This is a genomic window from Deltaproteobacteria bacterium (assembly GCA_013151235.1).
Lineage (GTDB): Bacteria > CG2-30-53-67 > CG2-30-53-67 > CG2-30-53-67 > CG2-30-53-67 > JAADIO01.
Genome location: JAADIO010000030.1, coordinates 1 through 25,162, shown reverse-complemented (window position 1 = coordinate 25,162; position 25,162 = coordinate 1). Strand labels below are relative to the sequence as shown.

Genomic DNA, 25,162 nt, shown 5'->3' with positions numbered 1-25,162 from the left:
TTTGCCCCTCTGACCCTTCTGTTCTTGTTCTTCTCTGTGATCTCTGTGAGTTCCGTGTTTCGTGGTAAAGCTTTTGTTTTTTGAATTTGATTTGGCCTAAGACTCCAGGGAAGTTGTCTCGTCCGGCCGATGGTGTACGGACGTAAGTCCCAAGAGTCCCCGCACATCCTCCAGAACGAGGTAGAGCGATGGAATGAGAAGGAGGGTGATCCCGGTCGCGAAGAGGATCCCGAATCCCAGGCTGATTGCCATGGGAATGAGGAACTGGGCCTGAACGCTTCGTTCGAGGATCATCGGTGTCAACCCGAAGAAGGTGGTCAGTGAGGTGAGGAGAATCGGACGGAAGCGCCGGGTCCCGCCGTCGATGATGGCCTGAAACAGGGGGGTCCCTTCCCGCCGGTTGTGGTTGACCCGGTCGATCAGGATCAGGGAGTCGTTCACTACCACTCCGGAGAGGGCCACGATCCCGAAAAAGCTCAGGATGCTCAGCTTGAACCCCATGATCATATGCCCGGCCACGGCACCGACGATCCCGAAGGGGATTGCCGCCATGACGAGGAGGGGTTGACTGTAGCTCCGGAAGGGGATGGCCAGGAGGGCGAACATTCCGATCAGCGCGAGGAGGAATCCGTCGGCCATACTCCCCATCGATTCCCGGCGCTCTTTTTCCTCTCCTTCCATGTTGAAGGTCAGCCCGGGGTAATCGGCCTTCAGCCGGGGGAGCAGGTTTGCCTTGAGGTCGGAGAGAACATCTCCGGCGTTGGCCACCTTGTCATCGACGCTTGCCGTCACGTCGATCACCCGTTTCCGGTTGGTCCGGTGAATTTCGGAAAAGCCCCATCCTTCCCGGACTTCCGCCGCCCGGCCGAGGGGAACTTCCCCACCGTCTTGCGTCCGAATCCGCATCGACTCGAGGTCCCGGAGGTGCTTCCGGTCGGTTTCCGGATAGCGGACCATGACTTTCACTTCGTTTCTTCCCCGCTGAAAACGAAGGGCCTCGGCCCCGTAAAAGGCGGATCGGACCTGTCGGCCCAGGTCCTCTTCGGTAATCCCGAGGGTCGCCGCCGCCGGTTTGAGACGGATCTTCAACTCCTTCTTCCCCCGTGAATAGGTATCCTCGATGTCTCCCACTCCGGGGTAGCTTGACAGGGCTTTCCGGATGCGTTCGGAGACCGCATCGAGAACGGCAAAATTCTCATGGGCGATCTGGATGTCGATGTTGGCCCCCATGTGAACGATGTTCGAGGTAAAGACCAGGGAATCGACACCGGGGATTTCCCCGACCTTCTCCCGCCACCGGTTGGCGATCTCCTGGGCGGGAACCCCCCGTTTTTTGCTCGGTTGCAGGAAGAGTGCCGTTTCGGAGAGGTTCGTCCGGGTCTGCGTTCGGCCGCCCCCGGGACCGCCCGCAGCCATGCTCCCGCCGACGACGGCGTAGACGTCCCGGAGGATGGAATCCCCGTCCGGCCGGTGCTTGTCGTATTCGGCCACTGTCTCCCGGGCCTTCCGTTCGATGATCTTCTGGACCCTCGCCGTCTCCGCCACGGGGGTGCCGGGAGGCATCTTGAGTGAGGCGGTGACGACGTCACCATCGACGACCGGCATGAAATGAAATTTCAGGATCCCACCCTTGATGACCCCCACGGTGAGGAAGAGAAGAACGATCCCGGTTGCGACGGTCGTGTAGCGGTTTTCCAGGCAGCGGATCAGAAAACGACGGTAGGTTCCGTTAATGAAGATCTCCAGGGCCGAACTGCACCGTTTCCGGACCGATTCGATCGCCCCGAGGATCCCCCGGGAAGATGCTCCCGGTTTTCCCATGGTGAGATGAGCCGGAAGAACGAAGAGAGACTCGACCAGAGAAACCAGAAGGAGCGTGATCACCACGACCGGCATGACCCGGATGAACTTGCCGATCATGCCGCTCACATAGAGAAGCGGGATAAAGGCCACCACCGTTGTGAGAACCGAAAAAACAACCGGGATTCCCACTTCCATTGTCCCGTCCACGGAGGCCTGCAGAAAGGTTTTGCCCTGCTGCCGGTGTTCGTAGATGCTCTCCCCAACGACTGTGGCGTCATCAACGAGGATTCCCAGGGCCAGAATGAAGGCGAAGAGAGAGATCATGTTGATGGAAACACCGAAAACGGGAAGAAAGATCATGGCCCCCAAAAAGGAAACGGGAACCCCGAGCATAACCCAGAAGGCGAGACGGATTTCCAGAAAGAGGCCCAGGATAATCATTACCAGGATGAGACCGAAGACGGCATTGGTCCGGAGCAGGCTCATCCGGCTGCGGAGACGTTCCGAACGATCGTTCCATGTGGCGATGTGCAGGGCTCCGGGCAATTCCTTCTTTTTCTGTTCGACATATCGCCTGACATGATCGGATATTACCAGAGGTTTTTGGTCCCCGACACGAAAGACCTTGATCATCACCGCGGGTTGACCGTCAAACCGGGCGGAGAGATCGGTCTCGGCAAAGGTATCCCGGACATGGGCGATCTGCCCGAGCCGGATCTGTGTTCCGTCGGGACGGTTGATAACGGCAATGTCGGCATACCCCGGCCCCCGGTAGCGCCGCTCCTTGGTCCGGAGAAGAATCTCCGCATCCGATGTTTTGATGGTCCCCCCCGGCAGATCGAGGGAGGCTTGCCGGACCCGGCGGGCTACCTGGTCGAGGGTCAGGTGATAGCGGCGGAGATTCTCTTCAGGGATCTCGATGGAGATTTCATAAGGGCGGACACCGGCGAGATCGACCTGGGTAATTTCGGGATCCTCGAGAAGTTCCTGCCGGATCGTCTCGGCTTCTTCCCGGAGACTCCGTTCCGGGACCCGGCCGTAAAGGGCCACGGACAGTACTTCGCGGCGATTCAAAAGCTTGGTGATAACCGGTTTTTCGGCATCCTCGGGGAACGTGATGATCCGGTCGACCTCGCTCTTGATCTCCTGGAGCTTCAGGTCGGGATTTTCGCCGGGATAGAGCTCGGCCGTTACAACGCCTTCCCCCTCCCGGGCCACCGACTTGATCTGTCGGATTCCCTCCACACCGGTCAGGTTCTCTTCGATCTGAAGGATGATCCCCTCTTCCACCTCTTCGGGACCTGCCCCGGGATAGGCCACGGAGACCTGGATCATGTCGAGACTGATTTCGGGAAAGATCTCCCGCTTGATCGAATGGAACCGGATCAGCCCTCCGACCATGAGAATGATCATCAGGAGGTTGGCTGCCACATGGTTGTGTGCCATCCATCGTATTGCTCCCCTCATGGTGCAACCCCCGTCTCCCGGAGTCGCAGCTTCATCCCCTCGACGACTCCGGAGAGGGCCGTCAGGACAACCCGATCCCCATCCTGCAGTCCCCGGTCGATCATGACCTTCTCCCGTTCCTTCCGAACCACATCCACTTTCCGGATCGTCAGTTGATCCCCCTGCCCCGCGAGCCAGACCGTTCCCTGATCACGAAGGGCCTTGCGGGGCAGGACAAAGACCTTCGAAAGAGTCCGTCCTTCCATGGTTACGTCTACGAACATCCCCAGGAGCAGATCGGCGGCGACATTGCCGGTAGGAGCCTTCAGGTGATAGGGATCATTGACTGCGATTACCACCCGGGCCATCCTCCCCTCGGGATCGACCTCTCCGAGAGAGCGGACAATCCTCCCTACCAGGGAAAGAAGGTCCTTCCCTTCGGAAAACCGGATGACTGCTTTGGATCCCGGGGCTTTCGAACCGGGTCCGGGAATGCTGAGCCAGCGCAGTCCTTCCCGGGGAAGCGGTACGACAATCTCCGCTTCGTCGGTCCCAGCCAAAAGGCCGACCTTCTCCCCGAGACGAACGACCTGCCCCACATCGACCTCTTCGGAGCGAACCCGGCAGTTAAAGGGGGCCGTGATGCGGGTCCGGGAAAGATCGAGTTCGGCCTGTTTCAGGCCTGCCTTTGCTGCCGTGACCGTCGCCCGGGCCTGTCGAAGCTGCGGTTCGTGGAGAATCAGGGGGGTCGGTTTTGCCTTTGCCGCAAGATCCATCTTTGTCCACTCGGACCGGGCCACCCGGGCATTACTCTCCTCCCGGGCCAGATCGAGTTCCGCCTGGGCCAGCGCCGCCCGGGCCCGGTCAACGGCCAGTCGATAATCGACCTTCTCAATCCGGAAAAGAAGCTCCCCTTTACGGAAAAAACCTCCGGGCAGCAGTTTCGGGGACTTCCAGACCACCCGGCCACCCACCTGGGGAATAATGGATACCTCCCGTCGCGCCTGCACCGTTCCGTTGCCTGCAATCCGGATCCGCCGTTTTCCGGGATGGACGGTCACGACCTCTGCCAAGACACCGGGGTTGATGTACTCCTTCTTTGCCGGCGCCTTCCGGGAGGAAATCAGACCCCGCATCAGGGCAAAGCCGATGAGCAGGATCAACAGGGGAAGACCGATCTTGATGAACTTATCTCGTAGAGGCATGGGGATTGTCCTTGGTTGTGTTTGTATTTTTTGTTTTTTGATCTTTCATCTCTTTTTCCATCCACTCCCCACCGAGTGACCGGGCCAGGGTGATCCGATCGGAGATCAGCTGCCGCCGGGCGGAGAGGAGTTCACTTTGGGAATCGAAACTTGCCGCCTGTGCCGTCAGAACCGGCAGATAATCGGAAAGCCCGGCGAGATACCGGTCCAGAGAAAGACGGAGGGTGGCGCGGCTTGCCGCGACCTTTTCCTGTAGTCCGGCAATCCTTTCTTCCGTGGTCCGGTTCCGGACGAGGGCATCCTCCACCTCACGGAAGGCGGTCAGGACCGTCTGCTGATAGCGGGCAAGACTTTCCCGGAAGAGAGCCCGGTTCCGCTTTACCGCCGCCCGCCGCCGGCCCCCGTCCAGCAGAGGTGCCGCGACATTCCCGATGATCTTCCAGAAATTTCCGACGATATCCCCGGTGCTGAAGGCGATACTGGAGTTTCCGTAGTCGGCGGCAAGGTTGATGGAAGGAAACCGGTCGGCAATAGCTGCCGCCGTCCGGGCATCCGCTGCCTTGACCCGGGCCAGGGCGGCTGCCACATCGGGACGGTGAGCAAGGAGTTTGGAAGGAAGACCCGCGGGAAAGCCCATTGGAATTTCCGGAAGGGCAACAACCCCGGTGATGTCTTCTTCAGGATACCGCCCCAGAAGAAGAGCGAAGGCATGTTCCGTTTCCCTCAAGGTCTTTTCAATGAGAGGACGTCCGGCCTTCACCGCGGCCAGATTCTGCCGGGCCTGATCAAGGTCGAGGGCGGGGACCAATCCTTCCCTGTAGCGCCGTTCCACCCGGAGCGACGTGTCGGCAAAGGCGGCAATCGTCCTGTCGGTCAATTGAAGCTGCTCCTTCTGTTCCGCCGCCAGATAGTAAAGGTCGGCAAGGTTTGAGGCGAGGGTGAGATAGAGGGTCTTCAGGTCTTCGCGGGCGGCCGCGGCATCCAGGGCGGCGGCCCGGGTCCGGGACGCCTCTTTTCGCCAGAGATCGACCTCGAAGGCCGCCGCGAGGGAGAGGCGATAGCTCCTGCCGGTATTGTTTCCGAAAAACCCCGGGGTATTTTCGCGACTCCACTCTCCCCTTGAATCAAGGGAGGGGAAACGTGCGGCGGAGGTCGACCTTAAAACCGCCCGGGCCGCATCGAGACGGGCCACTCCTTGGGCCAGATCAAGATTGCCGGAAAAAGCCTCTTCCATCAGCCGGTTCAGCCGTTTGTCTCCGAAGGCCTCCCACCACCGTTGCAACGGTGGTCCCGCGTTCCCCGGTTCATCGTAGGATTCCGGAGGATTCACAGGAAGGGGGACGGGCTGAGGCCGGTGGACGGTACATCCGATGATCATGAAGACCGGTATCCAAAAAAGAACCTTTGTTTTCATGGTGCCTCCATTCCGGCCGTGAGGAAGGTCACCATCCATTCCGTCAGCGTTTTCGTATCACAATTGCGGGATACCTCTGTAGACAGAGCCGGACCTCTGCCGGTCATGCGGAGGACATGACTTAAAACTCCGATTGTGAACTGCAGTTTCCAGAAGAGGAGATCCTCGGCCATGTCCGGAAGGGCTTCCTTCAATGTGGTGAAGAGAAGCTGGAACAGGGGTTCCATACGCCGCATGAATATGGTCCGTGCCGTCTCCGTCGGTTCGGAAAAAATTCTTCCAACCAGTGCGATGAACTCTCCGGCACCGGCCCCCTCTTCCCGGAGAGCGAGGGTTGGCTCTATGAATGCCCGGATGGTTTCCCGGACGGATGGATGAACGCCCTTTTTCCCGGCGGCCTCTCTGACCGCTTCGATCCGCTGAATCCGGATCTCGTTCAACGGGGAAAGCCGACGCTCGAATACCGCATCGAGAAGTGCATCCTTTGAACCGAAGTGATAATTCACGGATGCCAGGTTTACGCCTGCCTCACCGGTGATCGCTCTGAGCGATGCGGCGTGAAAACCGTTACGGGCAAAGAGCTTTTCCGCCGCATCCAGTATTTTTTCTTTTGTGTCCTGTTTCGATGCTTTCATGGATCGTTCATCTTTCTTCGGTAGGGATCCGGTTTTTCAGTATGACGCAGGCAATTAAAACAAACGTTTGATTGAATGTCAAGAAAAAACAACCGTTGATGAAGAGACCTCGGGCAAGTTCAGGCCCGTGTGTTGCGGCCCTTGAGCGTACGAAGAAGAACCAGTCCCTTCTTCATCAGGAGGGGGAAAAGACCGAGGAGGGCAAAGGAGATCCAGAGTCCCGGCGACAGGATTCCGGACAAGGAAGTGATTCCGGCCAGCTCTTTTCCGGCATTGACATAGACGAGGGTTCCGGGGAGCATCCCGATCTGTGAGACCCAGAAAAAAGTCTTGATCGGCATCTTCGTCAGCCCCATGACCAGGTTGATCATAAAGAAAGGGAAGGCGGGGATCAGCCGCATTGTGAAAAGATAGAAAGCCCCTTCCTCTTCGATTCCTCGGTTGACGGCGGTCAGTTTATCGCCGAAGCGTTCCTCAACCCAGTCCCGCAAGAGAAAGCGGGCAACCATGCAGGCCAGAGTTGCACCGATGGTACTGGCGATGGAGATGACCACCGTCCCCGCAATCAGGCCGAAGAGGCCTCCGCCGGCCAGCGTCATGACGACCGCACCGGGGAGGGAGAGGGCGGTCACCAGGATATAGAGAATCATATATCCGCCGAGCGTGGTCCATGGATGTTTGGTATAAAGGGCCGCGAATCTTACCCGTGATTCCTGGAGGTAGGCCAGTGTCAGAAATCTTCCCAGGTGGAAATATTGAAAGATCCCGACCAGTACAAGAATGAAGAGAACGATCCACCATTTCTTTTTTCCGGCCTTTTTCATTCAGAACCTCCTTTTCTGAAAAGGTGTCTGAATTTTACCGGTTCCTGAAGAGAATCTCAACCGGTCGCAAAAGCAGTTCTTGGACCCTTGCCGAGAGCTCTTGAGTTTTGCATCCTTGAGCCGGATGCAGTCGGCCGTGACTCCTTCCTTCTTGGGTCGATCCGGTGTCCCCTCTCGGTTATATCGATAGGGGGATGATGCCGGTTCACATGATAATTGTAATCCGGATCTGATCGGTGAGTTCATACAAAAATACGAAAGTTGAAGATTGTTCTTGACAGGATCTGTGGCTTCAATTAATTTAGATAGTCAGAAAAACAGAATACCATCGGTTCCTGTTGCAGGATGAGAGAGGGAATCCCGTGAGAATCGGGAGTGGACCCGCCGCTGTAACCGGGGACGAAAGCCGCAGGAAAGTCACTGTTCGTTCGGGATGGGAAGGCGCGGCGAGTAGGCTGATCCGGGAACCAGAAGACCTGCCGGTGGTACGAGTGCTTTTCCTTCCGTGGTAAAGGAGGGGAGCGGTTGCGAGGATAAAATCAGGGGATCCCGGGCACTTTTGCCCGGGATTTTTTTTTGAGTATGTCGAAGGGCCTGTCATGAGCCGGCCGAAGGGTCGGGCGGACGGGGAAGGGAGGTGATACAGGGAAGGCGGGTGCCTTATGAATTACGTAATTTTTCCATGGTCTCCCGGACCGCGGGAAGGGAGTGCGATGCTCCCGCCGCCCCGCGACTGTGAGAGGGACGAACGCCGCAGCATGCCACTGTCGATCGGACGGGAAGGCGCGGCCTGTAGGATGAACTCGAGCCAGGATACCCGGTCCGGAGGGGTTGAAAACCAATGATCCCCGAGGGGGGAGAGAAGGAGATGTAAGATGAAGAAGTATATCGCAATCATGGTATTGATCTTTATAACGGCTGCGCCCGCCTTCGCCGGAGGAGGTGTCCCGCTGGGAGATGTGGTGGTGACCGCCGACAGGATACTGACCCCGGCCGACGAGGTGGGGAGCTCCGTGACCGTCCTGACGCATCAACAGATCGTGGAGAGCGGGAAGAACACGGTCCTTGATGTGCTGCGGGATGTCCCCGGCCTCGAGGTCGTCCGGTCGGGAGGTATGGGGAAGACGTCCTCCGTCTTTCTCCGGGGAGCAAACGCCGAGCATACACTTGTTCTGATCGACGGGGTGGAGGCGAACGATCCGGTCTCTCCAAGACGGTCCTTCGATTTTTCCGACCTGACCGTTGACAATATCGAGCGGATCGAGATCCTCCGGGGTCCGCAGAGCACCCTCTACGGGTCCGACGCCATGGGGGGCGTGATCGAGATCTTCACCAGGAAGGGAAAGGGGAAACCATCCATCTCTCTCTCCGCGGAAGGGGGGTCCTTCCAGACATTCCGGGAGACCGCCGCGAGCGCCGGGGGGAACGACGATCTTGATTATTCCCTGGCCCTGTCCCAGACAAAGACCGGTGGCATCTCCGCCGCGGACGAACGGTACGGCAACGATGAGAATGACGGCTACCGGAACCGGACCGTATCGGGCAGGTTCGGCTGGTCCCCGATGGAGAATCTCTCGTTCGATCTTACGGGCCGTTACAGCAATGCCCGGTCCGACCTGGACAACTCCGGGGGTGCGGGCGGGGATGACCCGAACTATTTCACGATCGCCCGCAAGCTCTTTCTCAATAGCGGCGCCCGGCTTTCCCTCTGGGACGGCCGTTGGGAGCAGCGGCTCGACTTCTCCGTGAGTGACAGCAACCGGAAGTACAACAACGGCACGGACGCCGCCCATCCCTCGGATTCCAGCCGAAGTTCTTACGACGGGACGTTCCGGAAGATCTCGTGGCAGCACGACCTCTATCTCTCCGGTAACAATACCCTGACCCTCGGGCTGGAAACGGAACGGGAAAACGGGAACTCCAGTTACCACTCGGAGAGCGCCTACGGTCCCTACGACAGCGCATTCCCGGAAAAGTCGGTCCGCACCACCGGGTACTATTTTCGCTGGGCCGGGCGGCTCGTGACGACCGTGGGACTGAGGCTTGACGATCACAGCCGCTTCGGAAGCCGCGGGACCGGGCGTGCGACTTTCTCCTACCGTGTCGGGTCCGGGCTGCGGATCAAGGGGAGCTACGGGACCGGATTCAAGGCCCCCTCACTCTACCAGCTCTATGCCCCCGCCGGCTCCTTCGGTCCCGTCGGGAACGCGGAGCTCTCCCCGGAGAAGAGCCGGGGCTGGGATGCGGGATTCGAACAGGAGTTTTCCGGCGGACATGGGCGTGTCGGGATCACTTACTTCTCCAACCGGTTTATCGACCTGATCGACTTCGATTACGGTACCGGATACCGGAACCTTTCCGGTGCCGCGACGAAAGGGATTGAGGCTTCCTGTTCCTTCCGGCCGGTCTCCCCCCTGGAGCTGCACCTTGATTATACCTATACCGATACCGTAGACAAGTCGAACAACGAGGACCTCCTTCGGCGGGCGAGAAACAAGCTGAGCATGGGAACGACCTGGACCCTCGAAAACAAGGGAGAGTTGACGGCGGATCTCCGTTACGTCGGGCCGAGGGACGATATGGACTATTCCGCCTATCCGTCGAAACGCGTAAGACTCGGCGGTTACACGGTGGTCGATCTTGCGGCCTCGGTCCCGGTGAAGGGGCGCTATACACTTTTCGCTCGGGTGGAGAACCTGTTCGATAAAAGATATGAAGAGAACCGGGGATACGGCGCTCCCGGCCGGGCCGCCTATGCCGGGCTTAAGGTCCGTTTCTGACGGCGGAATGTTGTAAGGAGAATCATGATGTGGCAGTTCATCTGGAAGGGGGGGGCGCTGATGGCGCCCCTCCTCCTCTGTTCGGTGATCGGCACGGCGCTGATCCTGGACCGGTTCTATCACTATGTCCGTGCGGGATGGAAGGCCCGGAGTTTCCGGGAAGAATTTGAGAGGCTGATCCGCGACGGAAGGTTTCATGACGCCGCCGCACTTGCCCGCCGCCGGCCGGGTCCCGTCGCCGCCGTGGCCCTGACCGCCCTGGAGCGGATCGGGGAGGGACGCAGGCGGTGCGAAGAGGCGGTCCTGCGGGTCGGATCGGTGGAGTTGGGGAGACTGGAGCGGTACCTGCCGGGACTTGCCCTCCTCGCCCGGATTACCCCGCTGCTCGGCCTCCTCGGGACCGTGACCGGTATGATCCGCGTCTTCATGAGCATCGAGGCGGCCGGGGGGGTCACCAATGTCACCCTGCTTGCCGGGGGGTTGTGGGAGGCGATGCTGACCACGGCGGCCGGGCTCATTGTGGCCGTACCGGCCCTTGCCGCGTCCCATCTCTTTGAGTCGGCGGCGGACAGGGTCGAGGCCGGGATGAAGGAGGCCGTATCCCTGGTCCTCGAAGCGAAGGCGGAGTCCTCCGCCGCCGGGCCGGTCGAGATTCCTGCAACGGTGGAGGATCTCTATGGAGTTTAGGAAGAGACGCCGAATCCCGGCCGGGTTTGACATGACCCCGTTGATTGACATGGTCTTCCTCCTCCTCGTCTTCTTCCTCCTGACTGCGAGCTTCACGGCCCCGTTGAACCTCGGGATCGACCTCCCGGAGATCGGCCGCGGGAGATCCGAAAGAGGGAATCGGATCGTCCTTACGATTGACCGCTCCGGCGGGACCTCCCTGGACGGCCGGAGGGCCGGCGAGGATGATCTTGCCGCCCTCCTGCGCAGGGAGATGGGAAGGAAGGGGACGAAGACCGTCGTAATCCGTGGCGACGAGCATGCCCCCTACGGCGTTGTGGTACATGTCCTGGAGTCGGTCTCCGGGGCGGGGGCGGATGCCCTCTTCATCGCGGGCAGGCGGAAAGGGGCGAGGGGCGGAGAAGGGAAATGAGACCTGTTCATGTAGCGCTGCTCCTCTCCCTCCTCCTGCACGGTTTCCTGCTGATGGCCGCCCCGTGGCGCCCGCCCTTGCTGACCGGAACCGGGTCCGGCGTCCTTATCCCGCTGCGGATCGTGAAAGAGGCGGAGGGGACCGGCGGAGCTTTGGCCCGCTGCAGGAAAGGGGCCGCTCCACGTCCCGCCGTCGCGCGGCGCCGGAGGGCCGGGAAGAGGCGGGTCTTGTCTCCCGTCGCAAAGAGGATGAAAGCGCATAGTGAAGAGAGAAGGAACGTCCGGCCTCTTCCCTCCGATGCCGGAAACCTGATCAGGGAGAAGGAGCAGGATCCGGTTCCTTTGGCTGCCGCGGCCGGTGAATACCACATTGCCGGCCGGTCCGCCCCGGCGGCAAGACGGGGAGAAGAAGGGGTCCCCGACGCGTACAGGACGTTGATCCTGGAACGGATCGCGGGGGAGAAACGGTATCCCTTTCGCGCAAGACGAAGGAGGATCGAAGGGGATGTAATCCTGCGGTTTCTGCTCCTGCCGGATGGTGGGGTCCGGGAGGAAGGGGCGGCGCCCGGTTCCACCGGCGGGAGGATTCTCCGGGATGCGGCGCTTACCTCTCTCCGCAGGGCCGCGCCTTTTCCACCGCCGCCGCCGGGGTGCCGCAGGGAGGGGGGACTTCCCATGGAGGTCCGCATCCGTTACCGGCTGAAAAATAATCCTTGACATTCCGTGTTATAATTATTATAAAAGTAACACAAACTTGAGGGAAATCATGTCGGGAATTACGCGTTTCGGCGTCTCCATCGAGACGGAACTTTTAGAGCGGTTCGATCATCTCATTCACGGCAAGGGGTACGGGAGCCGTTCCGAGGCAATCCGGGACCTGATTCGGGACCGGCTTGTCCGGGAGGAGTGGACCGTGGGGACGAAGGAAACGGTCGGGACGATCACCCTCGTCTATAATCATGAGACGCGGGAGCTCTCCGACCACCTGACCCACATGCAGCACGGCCACCACGAGTTGATTATCTCCTCCATGCATGTACACATGGATGCCCGCAACTGCCTTGAGGTCCTTGTCGTCAGGGGGAAAGCGAATAAGATCCGGCAACTGGCCGACCGGCTGATCGGGACGAAGGGGGTGAAGCACGGGAAGTTGACGCTGGCAACGGCGGGCAAAGGGCTTGCCTGAAAAGGGTTTGGAAAAGTCCGTCTGCGGTTATTTTTTTTCACGGGTGGTAACACGAACCTGAAAATCATGTTAATCAAAAGAAAGGAGAATACGATGGTGCGAAGGAGGATGGCGGGGATTCTGGTTCTGTCGATATTAATGGCCGCGGTATTAGTGCGCCCCGTTTGGGCGGACGACACGCCGGAGACTCGGGAGCTTCGGAAACGGATCCGGGCGCTCGAAGAGAAGGTCCTGAAGGGAAAACCACTCCCCGCCTCCGAACACCCGTGGTATGAACGGGTGGCCTTCTCCGGCGGGATCCTTTCCGTGCTCTCCGGGACGTCCGGCTACTCCGATGTCGCGTCGGACCTGAACCGGACCGGTGTGACCGCCTCTGATCCGCTTGATACCAAAGAGCGGCTCGACATGTCGAGCAACTTCGACCTCTTCATCGAATATCCGGTCGGAATGCACGGTCTCGCCTCGGCCCATCTCTCCATGGCGAAGGGGGACGGGGTCATCCCGGAGATGACCGAGGCCTCCGGGCTTACTCCCTTTGCGCACTACACGGAACAGGATCTGCACGATAACAACAAACTTCTTGAGGCCTGGTACGAGGGGAAGTTCCTTGATGGCCGCCTGATCTGGACCTTCGGTCTTCTGGACGGCACCCTCTATATCGACACAAACGAAGCCGCCGGCGACGAGACGGAGCAGTTCATGAATGCGGCATTCTACGACAGCCCGATTACCGGCCTTCCGAGTTTTGTCCCCGGCATGCGGATCACCTATAATTTCGTACACGGTTTTTACGGGACACTCCTCTACGTTGAAGGGGACGACAGGAGCTACGCCCAGGACCGCCTCTTCGCCCGGTCTGATGATTTTTCCACGGTCTATGCCGCCGAAATCGGATGGCATGTCGCACCGGCAGGAAAAGAGGGGAACTACCGGCTCTACGGCTGGAAGGATACGACCGATTTTGATCGTCTCGACGGGACCGGCACCGACAACAACCAGGGGTTCGGCCTGAGTTTCGATCAGCATCTCACTGAACACCTGACCCTTTTCGGCCGCTATTCTGCGGGGGAAAAGTCGGTCCTTGACTTTTCCCGGTTCTACAATCTGGGACTTTCTTTTGCAAGCGGGCGCGACACGTTCGGTTTTGCTGCGGGGACGATCAGGTCGAGTGACGCAGCAAAGAAGAAGTGGAGCGTCGGCGGGAGGAACCTTACTCTTTATGAAAAGGGTCTTTTGATTTCCGAGCTCTTCTACCGGCGCCAGGTCACGGAGACCCTGTCGTTGACTCCGGATTTGCAGTACACGAAAAACCCGCTGGGGTCGGGCGACCTCGAGTCGATCTGGGTGGCAAGCCTCCGGCTGAATGTGAGTTTTTAAATGATCTGTTTGTGACAGGTCCATATCGACTGAAAGGAGAAGACCAATGCACATTCCGGACGGGTATCTCTCACCTGTGACCTATCTGCCGGCATACGCTGTCGCGGTGCCGCTGTGGGTCCATGCCTTCCGGCGGGTCAGGAGGCTCCTTAACGAGGAGACGCTTCCATTCATATCGGCCCTGACCGCGCTGTCCTTCATGATCATGATGTTGAACATCCCGATCCCCGGCGGGACGAGCGGGCACGCCATCGGGACGGCGGTGATCGCCATCCTCTTCGGTCCCTGGACCGGCTTTCTCTCCGTGAGCCTGGTCCTTTTGATCCAGGCGCTCCTCTTCGGGGACGGGGGGATCACCTCCTTCCCGATCAATGCCCTGACCATGGGCTGCATCGCCGCCTTTACGGCCGCCTGGCTCTATCCGTTTCTTGAGAAGCGGATCCGGCGTTCCGTCGCCGCGTTTCTCTCCGGGTGGTCGAGCATCGTCCTCGCGTCGGTCGGGATTGCGCTGGCCCTCGGAATTCAGCCGGTGATCGCCGCCGACTCGGCCGGGAAACCGCTCTTCTTTCCTTTTCCGATTTCGGTGACCGTCCCGGCCCTGGTCGGTGCACACATGCTCTTCTTCGGCGTGGCGGAGGGAATTTTTACGGTCCTGGTCCTGAACTTCGTCCGGCGGATCCGTCCGGAGGGCTTTCCTGTGGAGGTGAGAGATGAAGAAGAATAATGTAAAAAAGCTCTATCTGCTCATCGGCCTCTTCCTCCTGCTCGTGCCCTTGGGGCTTCTGACGACCAGTCCGGCCTGGGGAGAATGGGAGGCGGACTATTACAGGACGCTCCTCGGTTTTATCCCGGAGCGGCTCCGGCACTTCGCCTCGTGGTACCAAGCCCCGATTTCCGGATATCAGTTGGAGGGGCACGGCGCCGTACTCGGATATTACCTGTCGGCGGTAATCGGAATCGTTCTGATCTTCGGGATCTTTTTTGCCTGGAGCAGGTTTGACGGGAGGGGGCGGAAGTGAACCGGGATTCCGTTTGTTTTCTCCTTTATCTTGCCGGTGTTCTCTTTCTTACCTCTTTCCACGGCATGGCGGTCATGGCGGGTGCTGCCATTGTGCTGGCGGTGTTTTCCGGCCGCTCGTTTTTCAGGCTTGCGAAGAGGACCTTCTTCGCCCTTCTCCTCTTCAACTCGGCCGTATCGATTTCTTATATGCTCCTCTCTATGACCCGGGGCGCCCCTTTTCTTGCGCCCCTTCTTTTGATCAATGCACGGACTTATCTTTTGACCTTCTCCACCTTCCTGCTGATCGAACGGGTCAACCTCTTTTCCGCCCTCTCCTTCTCGAAGACTCTTACATTCCTCCTGACCCTCTCCTACAGCCAGATCCTCACCTTCCGGAGGCTTCTTTCCGAGCTTCTCCTCTCCATGAAGAGCCGAACGATCATTCGTCCGGGAAGGCGAGATCTCTACCGTTTCGTATCTTCCGCGGTCTATCTCTTCCTCGACCGCTCCATCCGCAATTCGAGAGAGATTACACTTGCAATGAAATCGAGGGGGTTTCGGAATGATTGAGGTCGAACAGATTGCATTTTCATACGGCGACCGGACAGTCCTTGAGGATCTCTCCTTCCGCGTGGAGGAGAAGGAAAAGGTCGTCCTCCTCGGTGTCAACGGGAGCGGAAAGTCAACCCTGCTGAAGATCCTGGACGGCCTGCTCTTCCCGGAACGGGGGAGGGTCACCTATCGCGGCGATCCGCTTACCCGGAAGCTCCTGCGCCGGAAGGGGTTCAACCGCCGGTTCCGCTCTGAAGTGGTCCTCCTCTTCCAGAATCCGGACATGATGATCTTCAACCCCACGGTCTTCGACGAGATCGCCTTCGGACCGCGGCAGCTCGGGATGGAGGACATAGAGGATCGGGTCCGGCACTGGGCGGACCGGCTCGGACTCTCCCGCTACCTGGATCGCCCCCCCTTTAACCTGAGCGGCGGGGAGAAGCAGAAGGTCTGTCTGGCCTCGCTCCTTGCCGTGGAACCTGCGACCCTCCTTCTCGATGAACCGACCTCGAGTCTCGATCCGAGATCGACCGGCCGGCTCATCGATTTCCTGTCGGAGCTTGATCTGACCACCCTGATCACCACGCATAACTTGAGCCTCGCCCAGGAACTCGGCACACGATGCCTGATCCTCTCCGAGGAACACAGGCTCATATACGACGGAGAACTCGCTCCGTTCCTCAACGATATGGAGAAGCTGATCGAGGCGAACCTCGTTCATTCCCACCGTCACGCTCACGGTCCGGTCGATCACGAACACTTCCATCTCCACCAGTGGGACTGATGCCGATCGGACTTCCTGTGTGCAGGATACTGCGCCGGGGGAGACTGAAAAAATGATGGGTGCATCGAATGATTCCCTCTTGCATTTTAAGAACTTGTGCGATATATTGTCTCTAACCTTTCGTAAATAATACAAAAACCGATCCCGGGGGCTGTGATGACTGAAGACGTCATGCTGAACGGAACGTTTCAGGAAAAGTCCTTTCCCGCCCTTCTGGCGGAGATCCGCAAGTCTGGGAAAACGGGCATTCTGGTCGCCCAGAAAGGGAAGATCGTCAAGCGCTCCTTCTTCCTGAACGGTGAGCCGATCGCCTCCCGTTCGAATATCAAGAAGGAACTCTTGGGAGAGATTCTCTGTAAACGGGGAAAGATTTCCCGTGCCCAGCTTGATGAAGTCATCCTCGAGTCCCGGAAGGACAGCGGCGACAATTTCGGTCAGATCATCACCCGCAAAGGGATTCTCTCCCAGGATGAACTCTACGCCAACACCAAATACCAGTTCATCTCGATCCTCTTTTCTCTCTTCGCCTGGGAGGAGGGGACCTATTCTTTTGAAGAGAGGGAGGCCGCCGGTCTGGTGCCGCCCGGACTTCCCCGTTTCCATGTGAAATTTTCCAAGCTGATTTCGGAAGGGGTCCGCCAGATCCGGAAAGAAGGGCTGATCGACCGGATTCTCGGCAGAACCGATCAGGTGCTGAAACCGACGGAACTCAGCTATCGTTCCGAGGAACTGAGCTTTCAGGGAGCAGACCGGGAGGTTTTAGAGGTCCTGGTTGATGGGATAACGGTGCAGGAGGTGATCGATTCCGTTTCACTCGATCCGGAGTTGACGAAAAAGATCCTCTATACCCTTTATAATCTCGGTGTTGTCCGTCTGCAGGTTCCGGTGGAGCCGGAAAAGAAAGAAAAGGCGGAAGAGGAAAAGAAAGAGACGGCACGGCAGGAGGCCGTGTCCGGGGAAGAGACGCAGGAAGAGATCCCGGAACTGGATCAGGCCTCCCTTGCTTCGGTCATGGATGATCTCATGCCGGAAGCTGCGGAGGGGGAAGAGTCCCTTGAGGAAGGAGAGGCTGCGGAAACGGAGCTGCCGCCGGATGAGCTGGATGAGGAACTCCTTCCCCCTCAGGATGAGATGGAGGAGGAAGAGGCAGCGGAGGAGGTAACGGAGTTGATCGATGCCGCCGTGGATGAAGCGGTCGGGGAGGCGGTTGACGAACCGGAAGCGCCTGCCCCGGATGAAGAAGAGGTCGCAGCCGAACCGGAAGCGCCTGCCGGCGATGAAGAAGAGGCCGCAGCAGAGGAGGGGCTTCGAGAGGAAATGGAAGGGGAAGACGAAGCGGTGCTCGTAACATCTGCGGCGGATAACGACGCGGGGCTGGAAGCGGAAGAAACGACTATGCAGGAGGATCCTGAAAAGGCGGAGGAAGAAGAAATCTCTGACGAAGCGTTTGCCGGGGAAGAAGAAACCGCGGCTGAAGGAGGAGAGCCTCAGGAGGAAGTCCTGACTCCGGACCAGGAAGCGGTTCTGGAAGAGGCCGTGGAAAAGGAGGCGGAAGGGGAAGCGACGGAGGTGGAGGATATGTCCCGGGAGGAAGGATCCCTTCCGGCAGGTGGACCGGAAAAGAAAAAGAAGAAATGGCCGCTCCTGGTCGGGATTCCTGTTGTTGTACTCATTCTTCTGTTCGGTGCCATGGCCCTTTTCTATGCAAAGAAGGCAAAGGAGATCCGGACGGAAAAATCAGCGGTTGCGGTTCCCCCCGAGGAGCAGGTCGAGACGAAGACACCGGAAGAGATCATCCACGAACTGGCAAAGAACGAAACGACCGCCGGAGAGGCGATTCCGGTTCCCCCGGAAAAAGCAAAGTCTCCTGCGAAATCCGCTCCGTCTGCGTCTGAGAAGGTCGTTCCGGAGAAGCAGGCCGTTGCCGTCATTCCTCCCGTGCAGGAGCCTCCTGTTGACAAAACCATGCCGGTGAAAGAGGCTTCTTCTCCTCCTTCCAAGCCTGCACCTGTAAAGGAGACCCCTTCCGGGATTACTGCGGACGAAGAGGTTCCTCCACCGGTGTCCGCCATGAGAGAGCCCTGGGAGAATGCCTATGATGCGGGTCTGGCCAGTTTTCATGACGGGAATCTGGAATCGGCTTTTTCCAACTGGTCCGATGTGATCCGGAACGCTCCGAACGATGCCTATTCCATTCAGATCGAGCTGACCTCCTATCTGAGTTATGCCGCACGAGACATCCGTGCGTCCGGACCGGAGGAGAAGGTCTTCATTGTGGAAAGCAGTCTGAACAAGAAACCGGTCTACAAGGTCCTCTGCGGAATTTATTCCGACAAGGCCGCTGCCGAAAAGGCCTTCCGCAATTTGACTCCCTATCTCAAGGCCCAGAATCCTTACATAATTCCGGTGAACCGCCTCAAGTCAAGACTGGAGGATTTCACTTCCTGAGCTTTCGTTTCCTGCTTTCCGGTTGTTTTTCCCCGAAATAATATGCTATAACGACATTTCGATATCGCTCAGGGAGTGTCGAAGGCTGCGAGGACCGTTATGAAAATCAGCAGAAAAGAAGTAGAGCATGTAGCCGATCTGGCAAGGCTCGAGCTCTCTTCCGTAGAGATTGGCCGGTTTACGGGGCAGATGGATGCCATCCTTTCCTATATAGACAAGCTGAACGAACTCGATACCGCTGATGTGGAACCGACCTCCCATGTGATCCGGGTGGGAAATGTTATCCGGGAGGATCGGGTCTGCGATTCCATTCCGCAGGCGGAAACCTTGAGCAATGCTCCGAAAAGCGGGAAAGGTTTCTTCAAGGTACCGAAGATTATTTAACGCCGTGGGGAAGGTGTTTCCCTGCCGGATACGGCAGGGGTGCGAAAGAGGGGGTCTGTGATGTTGCGGAAAATCCTGCAATCAAAGATTCATCGAGTCACGGTGACGGATGCGAATCTCGAATACGAAGGGAGCATCACGATAGATGGTTTGCTTTTGGAGGCGGCGGGGATTCTTCCTTATGAACATCTCCGGATTGCAAACCTGACTAACGGTGAACGCTTCGAGACCTATGTGATTCCCGGTGAAGCGGGAAGCGGGACGATCTGCGTCAATGGGGCTGCGGCCCACAAGGCGGGGAAGGGCGACCTGGTGATCATCTTCCAGTATGCCTATCTTGCTGAGGGGGAACTTGCTTCCCATGTGCCGAAGATCGTCCATGTAGATGCAGAGAACCGCATCGTTTATAAGGGGCAATGAAAAGGGGATGGAACTGCATCAACTGACCATACATGAAGCGGCGGAAGTCTTGCGGGAAGGCCGGGTCACTTCAGAGGAGTTGCTCGATGCACTGCGCCGTCGGATTGAGGCCGTGGAGCCGAAGATCCACTCTTATGTGACAGTATTGCAGAAGGAAGACTCGGCCGATGCAGCAGGTTCCGCGACCGGGAATTCTCTCCTGACCGGTATTCCTCTTGCCGTGAAGGACAATATCGTGACCCGGGGGATCCGCACCACCTGTTCCTCGAAGATCCTGGAGAATTTTATTCCCCCCTACGATGCCGGCGTTGTTACACGGCTGAAGAAGGAAGGGGCGGTTCTGCTGGGGAAGACCAATCTTGATGAATTTGCCATGGGTTCTTCCACCGAGACCTCGGCTGTGGGAACGACACGGAATCCCTGGAATCCCGACTGTATCCCCGGCGGATCGAGCGGAGGCTCGGCGGCCGCAGTGGCGGCCGACGCCTGTATCGCCGCCCTCGGGTCCGATACGGGAGGTTCCATCCGGCAGCCCGCGGCCCACTGCGGTGTTGTCGGTTTGAAACCGACCTACGGGCGGGTCTCCCGCTTTGGTCTCGTTGCCTTTGCCTCCTCCCTTGACCAGATCGGGCCTCTCACGAAAGATGTGGAAGATTCGGCGCTTCTTCTGCAGGCGATTGCCGGGCATGATCCCAAAGACTCCACCTCGGCGGATCATCCCGTACCGGATTATTCCGAAGCGTTGACGGGGGAGCTTTCCGGGAAGACCATCGGCGTTCCGAAGGAATATTTCGTCGAGGGGATGCAACCCGAAGTGGAGGAGGCCGTTCGGCGGGCACTGGCCCTCCTTGAAAAAGAGGGGGCGAAGATTGTTGAGGTCTCCCTGCCTCACACCGAATATGCCGTGGCCACCTACTACATCCTGGCGACCGCCGAAGCATCATCCAATCTGGCACGGTACGACGGGGTGAAGTACGGCTACCGGGCGGAAGGTGCGGAGGAGTTGATCGAGATGTACCGGAAGACCCGGTCCGAGGGTTTTGGACCGGAAGTCAAAAGAAGAATCATGCTCGGCACCTATGCCCTCTCCTCCGGTTATTACGATGCCTACTATCGGAAGGCCCGGCAGGTCCGGACCCTGATCCGCCGGGACTTCGACCATGTCTTCGAAAAGGTTGACGTTCTTGTCACCCCCACAGCGCCGACAACGGCCTTTAAAATCGGAGAGAAGGTGGGTGATCCGCTGCAGATGTACCTCTCCGATATTCTGACCATTGCCGTAAACCTGGCGGGGATCCCGGCGATTTCCATTCCCTGCGGCTTCGATAATTCGGGCCTTCCCGTCGGGTTGCAGGTCCTCGGAAAACACTTTGATGAAGCGTCGATCCTGAATGTCGCCTATGCCTATGAACAGCGGACCGACTGGCATAAAAAGCGGCCGGTGCTGTGACGGGCGGCTCCATGGAGTACATAATAAAATCATATCAAAGCGAAAAGCATTCAACCACGGAACACAGAACACGGAGATAAAGGCAAGGGGCAGAGGGGCAAAGACACAGAGGGACAAAGCAACGTCAAAGGCAAAAGCGGAAAGCGGTATTTCGCAGAGGACGCAAAGGACGCAGAGGAAAAGCAAAACCGGGAAAGCAATTTACCATGAAGCAGATGAAGGCCATGAAGAAAACCGATGTCGGGCAAAACCCTGTAGCGTCCCGGTTTAGCCGGGACGAGGAATGCTATGGAATATGAAGCTGTAATCGGGCTGGAGGTTCATGCCCAGCTCAAGACGAAATCGAAGATCTTCTGTGGTTGCAGCACCGCCTTCGGGGCGGATCCGAATCACCATACCTGCCCCGTCTGCCTCGGGATGCCGGGGGTCCTGCCGGTACTGAACCGGGAGGTGGTCAATTATACGATCCGAACGGGCCTAGCCCTGAACTGCACGATCAATTCCGTTTCCCGGTTTGCCCGGAAAAACTATTTCTATCCCGACCTTCCCAAGGGGTACCAGATCTCCCAGTATGAACTGCCGCTCTGTGAACATGGACACCTGATCATCGATGTGAACGGAACGGAACGGCGGATCGGTATTACCCGGATCCATATGGAGGAGGATGCGGGAAAGAACATCCACGGGGAAAAAGGAGATCCGTCGAGCTACGTCGATCTCAACCGGACGGGAGTACCCCTCATGGAGATCGTCAGCGAACCCGACATCCGGACACCCGAGGAGGCCGCCGCTTATATGCGGAAGCTCCGGAGTATCGTTCGGTACCTTGATGTCTGTGACGGGAACATGGAGGAAGGTTCCCTCCGGTGTGATGCCAACATCTCCCTGCGACCGGTGGGTGCAACGGAACTGGGTGTCAAGGCCGAGTTGAAGAATATGAATTCTTTCAGGAATGTCCAGAAAGCCCTGGAGTATGAAGTGAAACGGCAGACACGGCTTCTCGAGGAAGGCGGATCGGTCATCCAGGAGACACGTCTCTGGGACACCGACCGGGGGATGACCCTCTCCATGCGGGGCAAGGAAGAGGCCCACGACTATCGCTATTTCCCCGATCCCGATCTGGTTCCCCTTCAGGTGGATCATGCCTGGATCGAAGAGGTGAAAGGGACCCTCCCCGAACTTCCCGATGCGAAGAGGGAACGGTTTGTGACGGAATACGATCTTCCCCGCTACGATGCCGAGGTGCTGACGGCGTCGCGCGAACTGGCGGCCTATTTTGAGGAATGTAACAAGCGGGCCCAGTCCCCCAAAGTCGTCTCGAACTGGATCATGGGGGACCTGTTGCGGGAATGCAAGGGAGACGAACAGGAGATCCTGAGCTGTCCCGTGCGCCCCGAAATGCTTGCGGAGATGATCGGGATGATCGGGAAGGGGACCATCAGCGGCAAGATCGCCAAGACCGTCTTTGCCGAGATGATGCGGTCGGGCAAGTCCCCCGGGGTTATCGTGAAAGAGAAGAACCTTGTCCAGATTACCGACGAGGGGGAGATCGTCAAGATCGTGGAAGAGGTGATCGCCGCCAACCCCGCCCAGGTGGATCAGTTCCGCGCCGGCAAGGAAAAGGTCCTCGGTTTTTTCGTCGGTCAGGTCATGAAGGCAAGCCGGGGCAAGGCCAACCCGGCGGCGGTGAACAAACTGCTTAAGGAGAGACTCTGATTCCCGGTGTTACGGATCAAAAAAATTCCTCTTCCGCCATTCTTGCTTTCTTGCCTCTCTTCATTCTCTTCATCTGCCTTCCCCCCATCAAAGCGTATGCGCGCTCCGCTCCCGCCGTTAGGGGTGGACTCCGGACCGAGCATTTTCACATCACCTTTGCCGAACGGGACCGGCGGCTGGCCGAGTCGCTTGCGAAGATCAGCGAAACCGTTTACAAAGATGTCGTCGACGATGTGGGGATCCCCCCCCGTCCCGGTATCGAAGTCTACCTTGCCGGAAGTCATGAAGACTTTCTGCATCGTCAGCCCCAGGGAGACAAGGCCCCTGAATGGGCCGCGGGTCTGGCCTACCCCGAACGGAACCTGATGATCCTTAAAGTTCCACGGGCGGCCCTCTTCGGAACGATCGATCCTTTTCAGACCTTCCGCCATGAACTGGCACACCTGACCCTCCACCAGGCCATGTCGGGGGGGATCATTCCCCGATGGCTTGACGAGGGGCTGGCCATGTATGAGGCCAGGGAGTGGAGCTTCCGAACGACGGCCGTCATCTCGGCTTTGACCCTGAAGAAGAAATTCATTCCCCTGGCGACCCTGAACCACGCCTTCCCCGTCGATTTCAACGAGGCCGAAGCGGCCTATGCCGAAAGTTTCTCCATGGTCTCCTGGTTGATGAATCGTTTCGGCCGGAAGGATTTTCAGGCATTCCTCGGGAATCTCCGGGATCGGAAGACGCTGAGTCAAAGCGCCCAGGCCGCCTTTGGAATGACCTTTTATGAACTGGAGAGACGCTGGCACCGCTGGCTCCGGTTCCGTTATACCTGGATCCCCGTCATCACTTCTACGGCCGCCCTCTGGTTCATCATGACCCTCATTTTCCTCTACGTCTACTATCGCAAGAAACGCCATGCCCGGGAAAAGGTGGTCGAATGGGAAATGGAGGATTTGTGGGAGACGGAAGAAGGGTACCCGCCCCGCCGGTCAAAGTTCCTCCCCGACTTTCCCGACGATGAAGATGACTGAGAAGCAAAGCGGGACAAAAGCATGTACCACCAGGACACGGAGAAAAACCAAAGTCAAAAACGAAAAGCATATGACTTTTTATGAGTCCCTCTTCTTTTCAAAATTTCCGACCTTGAGAGTGGCTATTATTGGGGGAACTTCTGCTATATTGGGGCTTCAAGATCATCAAGGGGGCTCAGGACCCCTTGGCCGCCCTGCTGCAGGACGTGCATGTAGATCATGGTTGTGGCAACATCCTTGTGGCCCAGCAAGGCCTGTATCGTCCGGATATCCGTGCCGCGCTGCAAGAGATGTGTGGCAAAGCTGTGCCGGAAGGTATGAGCGCTGACACGCTTCGTGATTCCCGTTTTATGAACAGCCACCTTGATGGCCTTATTGACGACGCTGGGGTCGATATGGTGCCGCCGCACCTTGTTGCTGCGAGGATCCTGAGCAAGATTGTGGGCCGGGAAGACATACTGCCAATTCCATTCCTTCGAAGCATTGGGATATTTTCTTTCAAGAGCAAATGGCAGATAGACCTCCCCATATCCCCTCTTTAGGTCCTGCAAATGGATCACCTTCACTTTGGTGAGGTGGTTTCCAAGTAACGGAATGGTCGAAGTCGGGAATGTCGTCACACGATCCTTGGCGCCTTTGCCTGAACGTACCGTGAGGCACTTCTGGTCAAAATCAATATCCTTTATCCGGAGGCGGGCAGCCTCCATGATTCGCAGCCCACAGCCATAGAGTAACTTCACAACCAGTTGCGGAACGCCTTCCAGAAGCGCAATCACGCGGGCCACTTCCTCGCGAGTCATCACAACCGGAATGTTGACTTTCTTCTTGGCTCGAATGGCATTGATTTCCCCGTCCAGGGGGTTTTTCAGAACCCTTTTGTGTAGGAAAACCAAAGCGTTCATGGCCTGATTCTGCGTCGATGGAGCCACGGACTTATCAACGGCCAGATGGGTAAGGAAGGCCTCAATTTTCTCTTCGCCGTCCGCCAGATCATTGCGGCAGGTCATGTTGTGAAACCGCACATACCGTTTGATCCAGTCGCAGTATGTTCGTTCCGTGTGTATCGAATAGTGATGCAGCCGCATCACTGCTCGGACTTCGTCCAGAAGTTTCATTTTGTTTGATGGTTTATTTGATGTTGACATTAGTAAATTAATTCGTGTAAATTAACACAAAGGGTGATAATGGGGCAAGGCAAATGTGCGTTAATAGTGCCTTATGGGAGTTATATCAGGGCAAATTTGCCTGTGAATCAATGGTTGTGTGCAAAAGTTAAATTAACATATTAGTCGGATTAAACAAATGGCAGAGTATCTCGCTAACATATTAGAAGAATTGCAAATTTATAGTCGTGGTGATTTAGACAAGTTGTTAAAATCCGACCAACTGATACCTTCATTGAAAGTTTTGAATATTGGAAATGCCAATAAAATAATAGGAATAGAGTATGATAGAGAAGAGGGGCGAATATATAAAGAAAAAATTGAGTTTAAGAACTGTATTGTTGATCTGCCCAATTTAAACCTTAGAGATTCTGAAGAAATAAGTTTTGTTGATTGTATTTTTTGTGGAAGAGTTTTATTTGGTGCTAAAGACTACAATAGTATACTTATTGATT

The 25,162-nt window shown here is 57.5% G+C and carries 23 protein-coding genes and 2 riboswitches; of the genes, 17 read left to right on the top strand and 6 right to left on the bottom strand.

What is annotated here, in order from left to right; translation table 11 throughout:
* Positions 1-96: 96 nt before the first annotated feature.
* From GXP58_05650 to GXP58_05630, 5 genes are all read right to left on the bottom strand, one after another.
* Positions 97-3,270 carry an efflux RND transporter permease subunit gene (locus GXP58_05650; protein ID NOY53091.1) on the bottom strand — a complete coding sequence of 1,058 codons (3,174 nt, stop codon included), beginning with the start codon at positions 3,268-3,270 and terminating at the stop codon, positions 97-99.
* Entirely contained in the window at positions 3,267-4,454 is a 1,188-nt protein-coding gene (locus GXP58_05645; protein ID NOY53090.1) for an efflux RND transporter periplasmic adaptor subunit, read from the bottom strand. The genes GXP58_05650 and GXP58_05645 overlap by 4 nt, the downstream gene beginning before the upstream one ends.
* The gene (locus GXP58_05640; GenBank protein ID NOY53089.1) at positions 4,438-5,868 is read right to left on the bottom strand and encodes an efflux transporter outer membrane subunit; all 1,431 of its coding nucleotides are present in this window, start codon (positions 5,866-5,868) and stop codon (positions 4,438-4,440) included. Before GXP58_05640 ends, GXP58_05645 begins: the two co-directional genes overlap by 17 nt.
* Positions 5,865-6,503: a TetR/AcrR family transcriptional regulator gene (locus GXP58_05635; protein ID NOY53088.1), complete on the bottom strand. Its 639-nt coding sequence runs from the start codon at positions 6,501-6,503 to the stop codon at positions 5,865-5,867. The genes GXP58_05640 and GXP58_05635 overlap by 4 nt, the downstream gene beginning before the upstream one ends.
* Positions 6,504-6,622: 119 nt before the next feature.
* Complete coding sequence (locus GXP58_05630) at positions 6,623-7,327, bottom strand: TVP38/TMEM64 family protein (protein ID NOY53087.1); 705 nt, start codon at positions 7,325-7,327, stop codon at positions 6,623-6,625.
* A 312-nt stretch (positions 7,328-7,639) separates the two neighbouring features.
* Positions 7,640-7,826, top strand: a riboswitch (cobalamin riboswitch).
* 200 nt (positions 7,827-8,026) lie between these two features.
* Positions 8,027-8,145, top strand: a riboswitch (cobalamin riboswitch).
* A gap of 57 nt (positions 8,146-8,202) precedes the next feature.
* Between GXP58_05630 and GXP58_05625 the strand changes: the two genes are divergently transcribed.
* The 16 genes from GXP58_05625 (at position 8,203) to GXP58_05550 (ending at position 23,544) form a co-directional block, all read left to right on the top strand.
* Positions 8,203-10,107, top strand: a complete 1,905-nt coding sequence (locus tag GXP58_05625; protein ID NOY53086.1) for a TonB-dependent receptor — start codon at positions 8,203-8,205, stop codon at positions 10,105-10,107.
* A gap of 24 nt (positions 10,108-10,131) precedes the next feature.
* Positions 10,132-10,794, top strand: coding sequence for a MotA/TolQ/ExbB proton channel family protein (locus GXP58_05620; GenBank protein ID NOY53085.1), 663 nt, complete (start codon positions 10,132-10,134; stop codon positions 10,792-10,794).
* A complete protein-coding gene (locus tag GXP58_05615) occupies positions 10,784-11,206 on the top strand; it encodes a biopolymer transporter ExbD (protein ID NOY53084.1) in 423 nt (140 codons plus the stop codon). The genes GXP58_05620 and GXP58_05615 overlap by 11 nt, the downstream gene beginning before the upstream one ends.
* Positions 11,203-11,922 (top strand): TonB family protein, encoded by a 720-nt coding sequence (locus GXP58_05610; GenBank protein ID NOY53083.1) that lies wholly within the window; start codon positions 11,203-11,205, stop codon positions 11,920-11,922. The genes GXP58_05615 and GXP58_05610 overlap by 4 nt, the downstream gene beginning before the upstream one ends.
* A gap of 49 nt (positions 11,923-11,971) precedes the next feature.
* Complete coding sequence (nikR, locus tag GXP58_05605; protein NOY53082.1) at positions 11,972-12,391, top strand: nickel-responsive transcriptional regulator NikR; 420 nt, start codon at positions 11,972-11,974, stop codon at positions 12,389-12,391.
* Positions 12,392-12,484: 93 nt separating this feature from the next.
* Positions 12,485-13,768: a carbohydrate porin gene (locus GXP58_05600; protein NOY53081.1), complete on the top strand. Its 1,284-nt coding sequence runs from the start codon at positions 12,485-12,487 to the stop codon at positions 13,766-13,768.
* A gap of 46 nt (positions 13,769-13,814) precedes the next feature.
* Entirely contained in the window at positions 13,815-14,492 is a 678-nt protein-coding gene (cbiM, locus tag GXP58_05595) for a cobalt transporter CbiM (protein NOY53080.1), read from the top strand.
* Positions 14,479-14,787, top strand: coding sequence for a hypothetical protein (locus tag GXP58_05590; protein ID NOY53079.1), 309 nt, complete (start codon positions 14,479-14,481; stop codon positions 14,785-14,787). The genes cbiM and GXP58_05590 overlap by 14 nt, the downstream gene beginning before the upstream one ends.
* The gene (locus tag GXP58_05585; GenBank protein NOY53078.1) at positions 14,784-15,338 is read left to right on the top strand and encodes a hypothetical protein; all 555 of its coding nucleotides are present in this window, start codon (positions 14,784-14,786) and stop codon (positions 15,336-15,338) included. The genes GXP58_05590 and GXP58_05585 overlap by 4 nt, the downstream gene beginning before the upstream one ends.
* The gene (locus GXP58_05580) at positions 15,331-16,104 is read left to right on the top strand and encodes an ABC transporter ATP-binding protein (protein ID NOY53077.1); all 774 of its coding nucleotides are present in this window, start codon (positions 15,331-15,333) and stop codon (positions 16,102-16,104) included. Before GXP58_05585 ends, GXP58_05580 begins: the two co-directional genes overlap by 8 nt.
* A gap of 156 nt (positions 16,105-16,260) precedes the next feature.
* Complete coding sequence (locus GXP58_05575) at positions 16,261-18,552, top strand: DUF4388 domain-containing protein (protein ID NOY53076.1); 2,292 nt, start codon at positions 16,261-16,263, stop codon at positions 18,550-18,552.
* 99 nt (positions 18,553-18,651) lie between these two features.
* The gene (gene gatC / locus GXP58_05570; protein ID NOY53075.1) at positions 18,652-18,936 is read left to right on the top strand and encodes an Asp-tRNA(Asn)/Glu-tRNA(Gln) amidotransferase subunit GatC; all 285 of its coding nucleotides are present in this window, start codon (positions 18,652-18,654) and stop codon (positions 18,934-18,936) included.
* A 60-nt stretch (positions 18,937-18,996) separates the two neighbouring features.
* Positions 18,997-19,356 (top strand): aspartate 1-decarboxylase, encoded by a 360-nt coding sequence (locus GXP58_05565; protein ID NOY53074.1) that lies wholly within the window; start codon positions 18,997-18,999, stop codon positions 19,354-19,356.
* Between the two features lie 7 nt (positions 19,357-19,363).
* A complete protein-coding gene (gene gatA / locus GXP58_05560) occupies positions 19,364-20,806 on the top strand; it encodes an Asp-tRNA(Asn)/Glu-tRNA(Gln) amidotransferase subunit GatA (GenBank protein NOY53073.1) in 1,443 nt (480 codons plus the stop codon).
* Between the two features lie 288 nt (positions 20,807-21,094).
* Positions 21,095-22,522 (top strand): Asp-tRNA(Asn)/Glu-tRNA(Gln) amidotransferase subunit GatB, encoded by a 1,428-nt coding sequence (gene gatB, locus GXP58_05555; protein NOY53072.1) that lies wholly within the window; start codon positions 21,095-21,097, stop codon positions 22,520-22,522.
* Between the two features lie 50 nt (positions 22,523-22,572).
* The gene (locus tag GXP58_05550; protein NOY53071.1) at positions 22,573-23,544 is read left to right on the top strand and encodes a hypothetical protein; all 972 of its coding nucleotides are present in this window, start codon (positions 22,573-22,575) and stop codon (positions 23,542-23,544) included.
* Positions 23,545-23,687: 143 nt separating this feature from the next.
* Here the strand turns inward: GXP58_05550 and GXP58_05545 are convergent, their stop codons facing one another.
* A complete protein-coding gene (locus GXP58_05545; protein ID NOY53070.1) occupies positions 23,688-24,689 on the bottom strand; it encodes an integron integrase in 1,002 nt (333 codons plus the stop codon).
* 157 nt (positions 24,690-24,846) lie between these two features.
* On the opposite strand from GXP58_05545, the gene GXP58_05540 reads away from it, so the two are divergent.
* A partial coding sequence (locus GXP58_05540; GenBank protein NOY53069.1) for a hypothetical protein occupies positions 24,847-25,162 on the top strand: 316 nt, incomplete at its 3' end.

Coding starts and splice junctions, on each gene's coding strand:
- GXP58_05650 (NOY53091.1), bottom strand. CDS start 3,270: ATGAGGGGAGCAATACGATGGATGGCACACAACCATGTGGCAGCCAAC.
- GXP58_05645 (NOY53090.1), bottom strand. CDS start 4,454: ATGCCTCTACGAGATAAGTTCATCAAGATCGGTCTTCCCCTGTTGATC.
- GXP58_05640 (NOY53089.1), bottom strand. CDS start 5,868: ATGAAAACAAAGGTTCTTTTTTGGATACCGGTCTTCATGATCATCGGA.
- GXP58_05635 (NOY53088.1), bottom strand. CDS start 6,503: ATGAAAGCATCGAAACAGGACACAAAAGAAAAAATACTGGATGCGGCG.
- GXP58_05630 (NOY53087.1), bottom strand. CDS start 7,327: ATGAAAAAGGCCGGAAAAAAGAAATGGTGGATCGTTCTCTTCATTCTT.
- GXP58_05625 (NOY53086.1), top strand. CDS start 8,203: ATGAAGAAGTATATCGCAATCATGGTATTGATCTTTATAACGGCTGCG.
- GXP58_05620 (NOY53085.1), top strand. CDS start 10,132: ATGATGTGGCAGTTCATCTGGAAGGGGGGGGCGCTGATGGCGCCCCTC.
- GXP58_05615 (NOY53084.1), top strand. CDS start 10,784: ATGGAGTTTAGGAAGAGACGCCGAATCCCGGCCGGGTTTGACATGACC.
- GXP58_05610 (NOY53083.1), top strand. CDS start 11,203: ATGAGACCTGTTCATGTAGCGCTGCTCCTCTCCCTCCTCCTGCACGGT.
- nikR (NOY53082.1), top strand. CDS start 11,972: ATGTCGGGAATTACGCGTTTCGGCGTCTCCATCGAGACGGAACTTTTA.
- GXP58_05600 (NOY53081.1), top strand. CDS start 12,485: ATGGTGCGAAGGAGGATGGCGGGGATTCTGGTTCTGTCGATATTAATG.
- cbiM (NOY53080.1), top strand. CDS start 13,815: ATGCACATTCCGGACGGGTATCTCTCACCTGTGACCTATCTGCCGGCA.
- GXP58_05590 (NOY53079.1), top strand. CDS start 14,479: ATGAAGAAGAATAATGTAAAAAAGCTCTATCTGCTCATCGGCCTCTTC.
- GXP58_05580 (NOY53077.1), top strand. CDS start 15,331: ATGATTGAGGTCGAACAGATTGCATTTTCATACGGCGACCGGACAGTC.
- GXP58_05575 (NOY53076.1), top strand. CDS start 16,261: ATGACTGAAGACGTCATGCTGAACGGAACGTTTCAGGAAAAGTCCTTT.
- gatC (NOY53075.1), top strand. CDS start 18,652: ATGAAAATCAGCAGAAAAGAAGTAGAGCATGTAGCCGATCTGGCAAGG.
- GXP58_05565 (NOY53074.1), top strand. CDS start 18,997: ATGTTGCGGAAAATCCTGCAATCAAAGATTCATCGAGTCACGGTGACG.
- gatA (NOY53073.1), top strand. CDS start 19,364: ATGGAACTGCATCAACTGACCATACATGAAGCGGCGGAAGTCTTGCGG.
- gatB (NOY53072.1), top strand. CDS start 21,095: ATGGAATATGAAGCTGTAATCGGGCTGGAGGTTCATGCCCAGCTCAAG.
- GXP58_05545 (NOY53070.1), bottom strand. CDS start 24,689: ATGTCAACATCAAATAAACCATCAAACAAAATGAAACTTCTGGACGAA.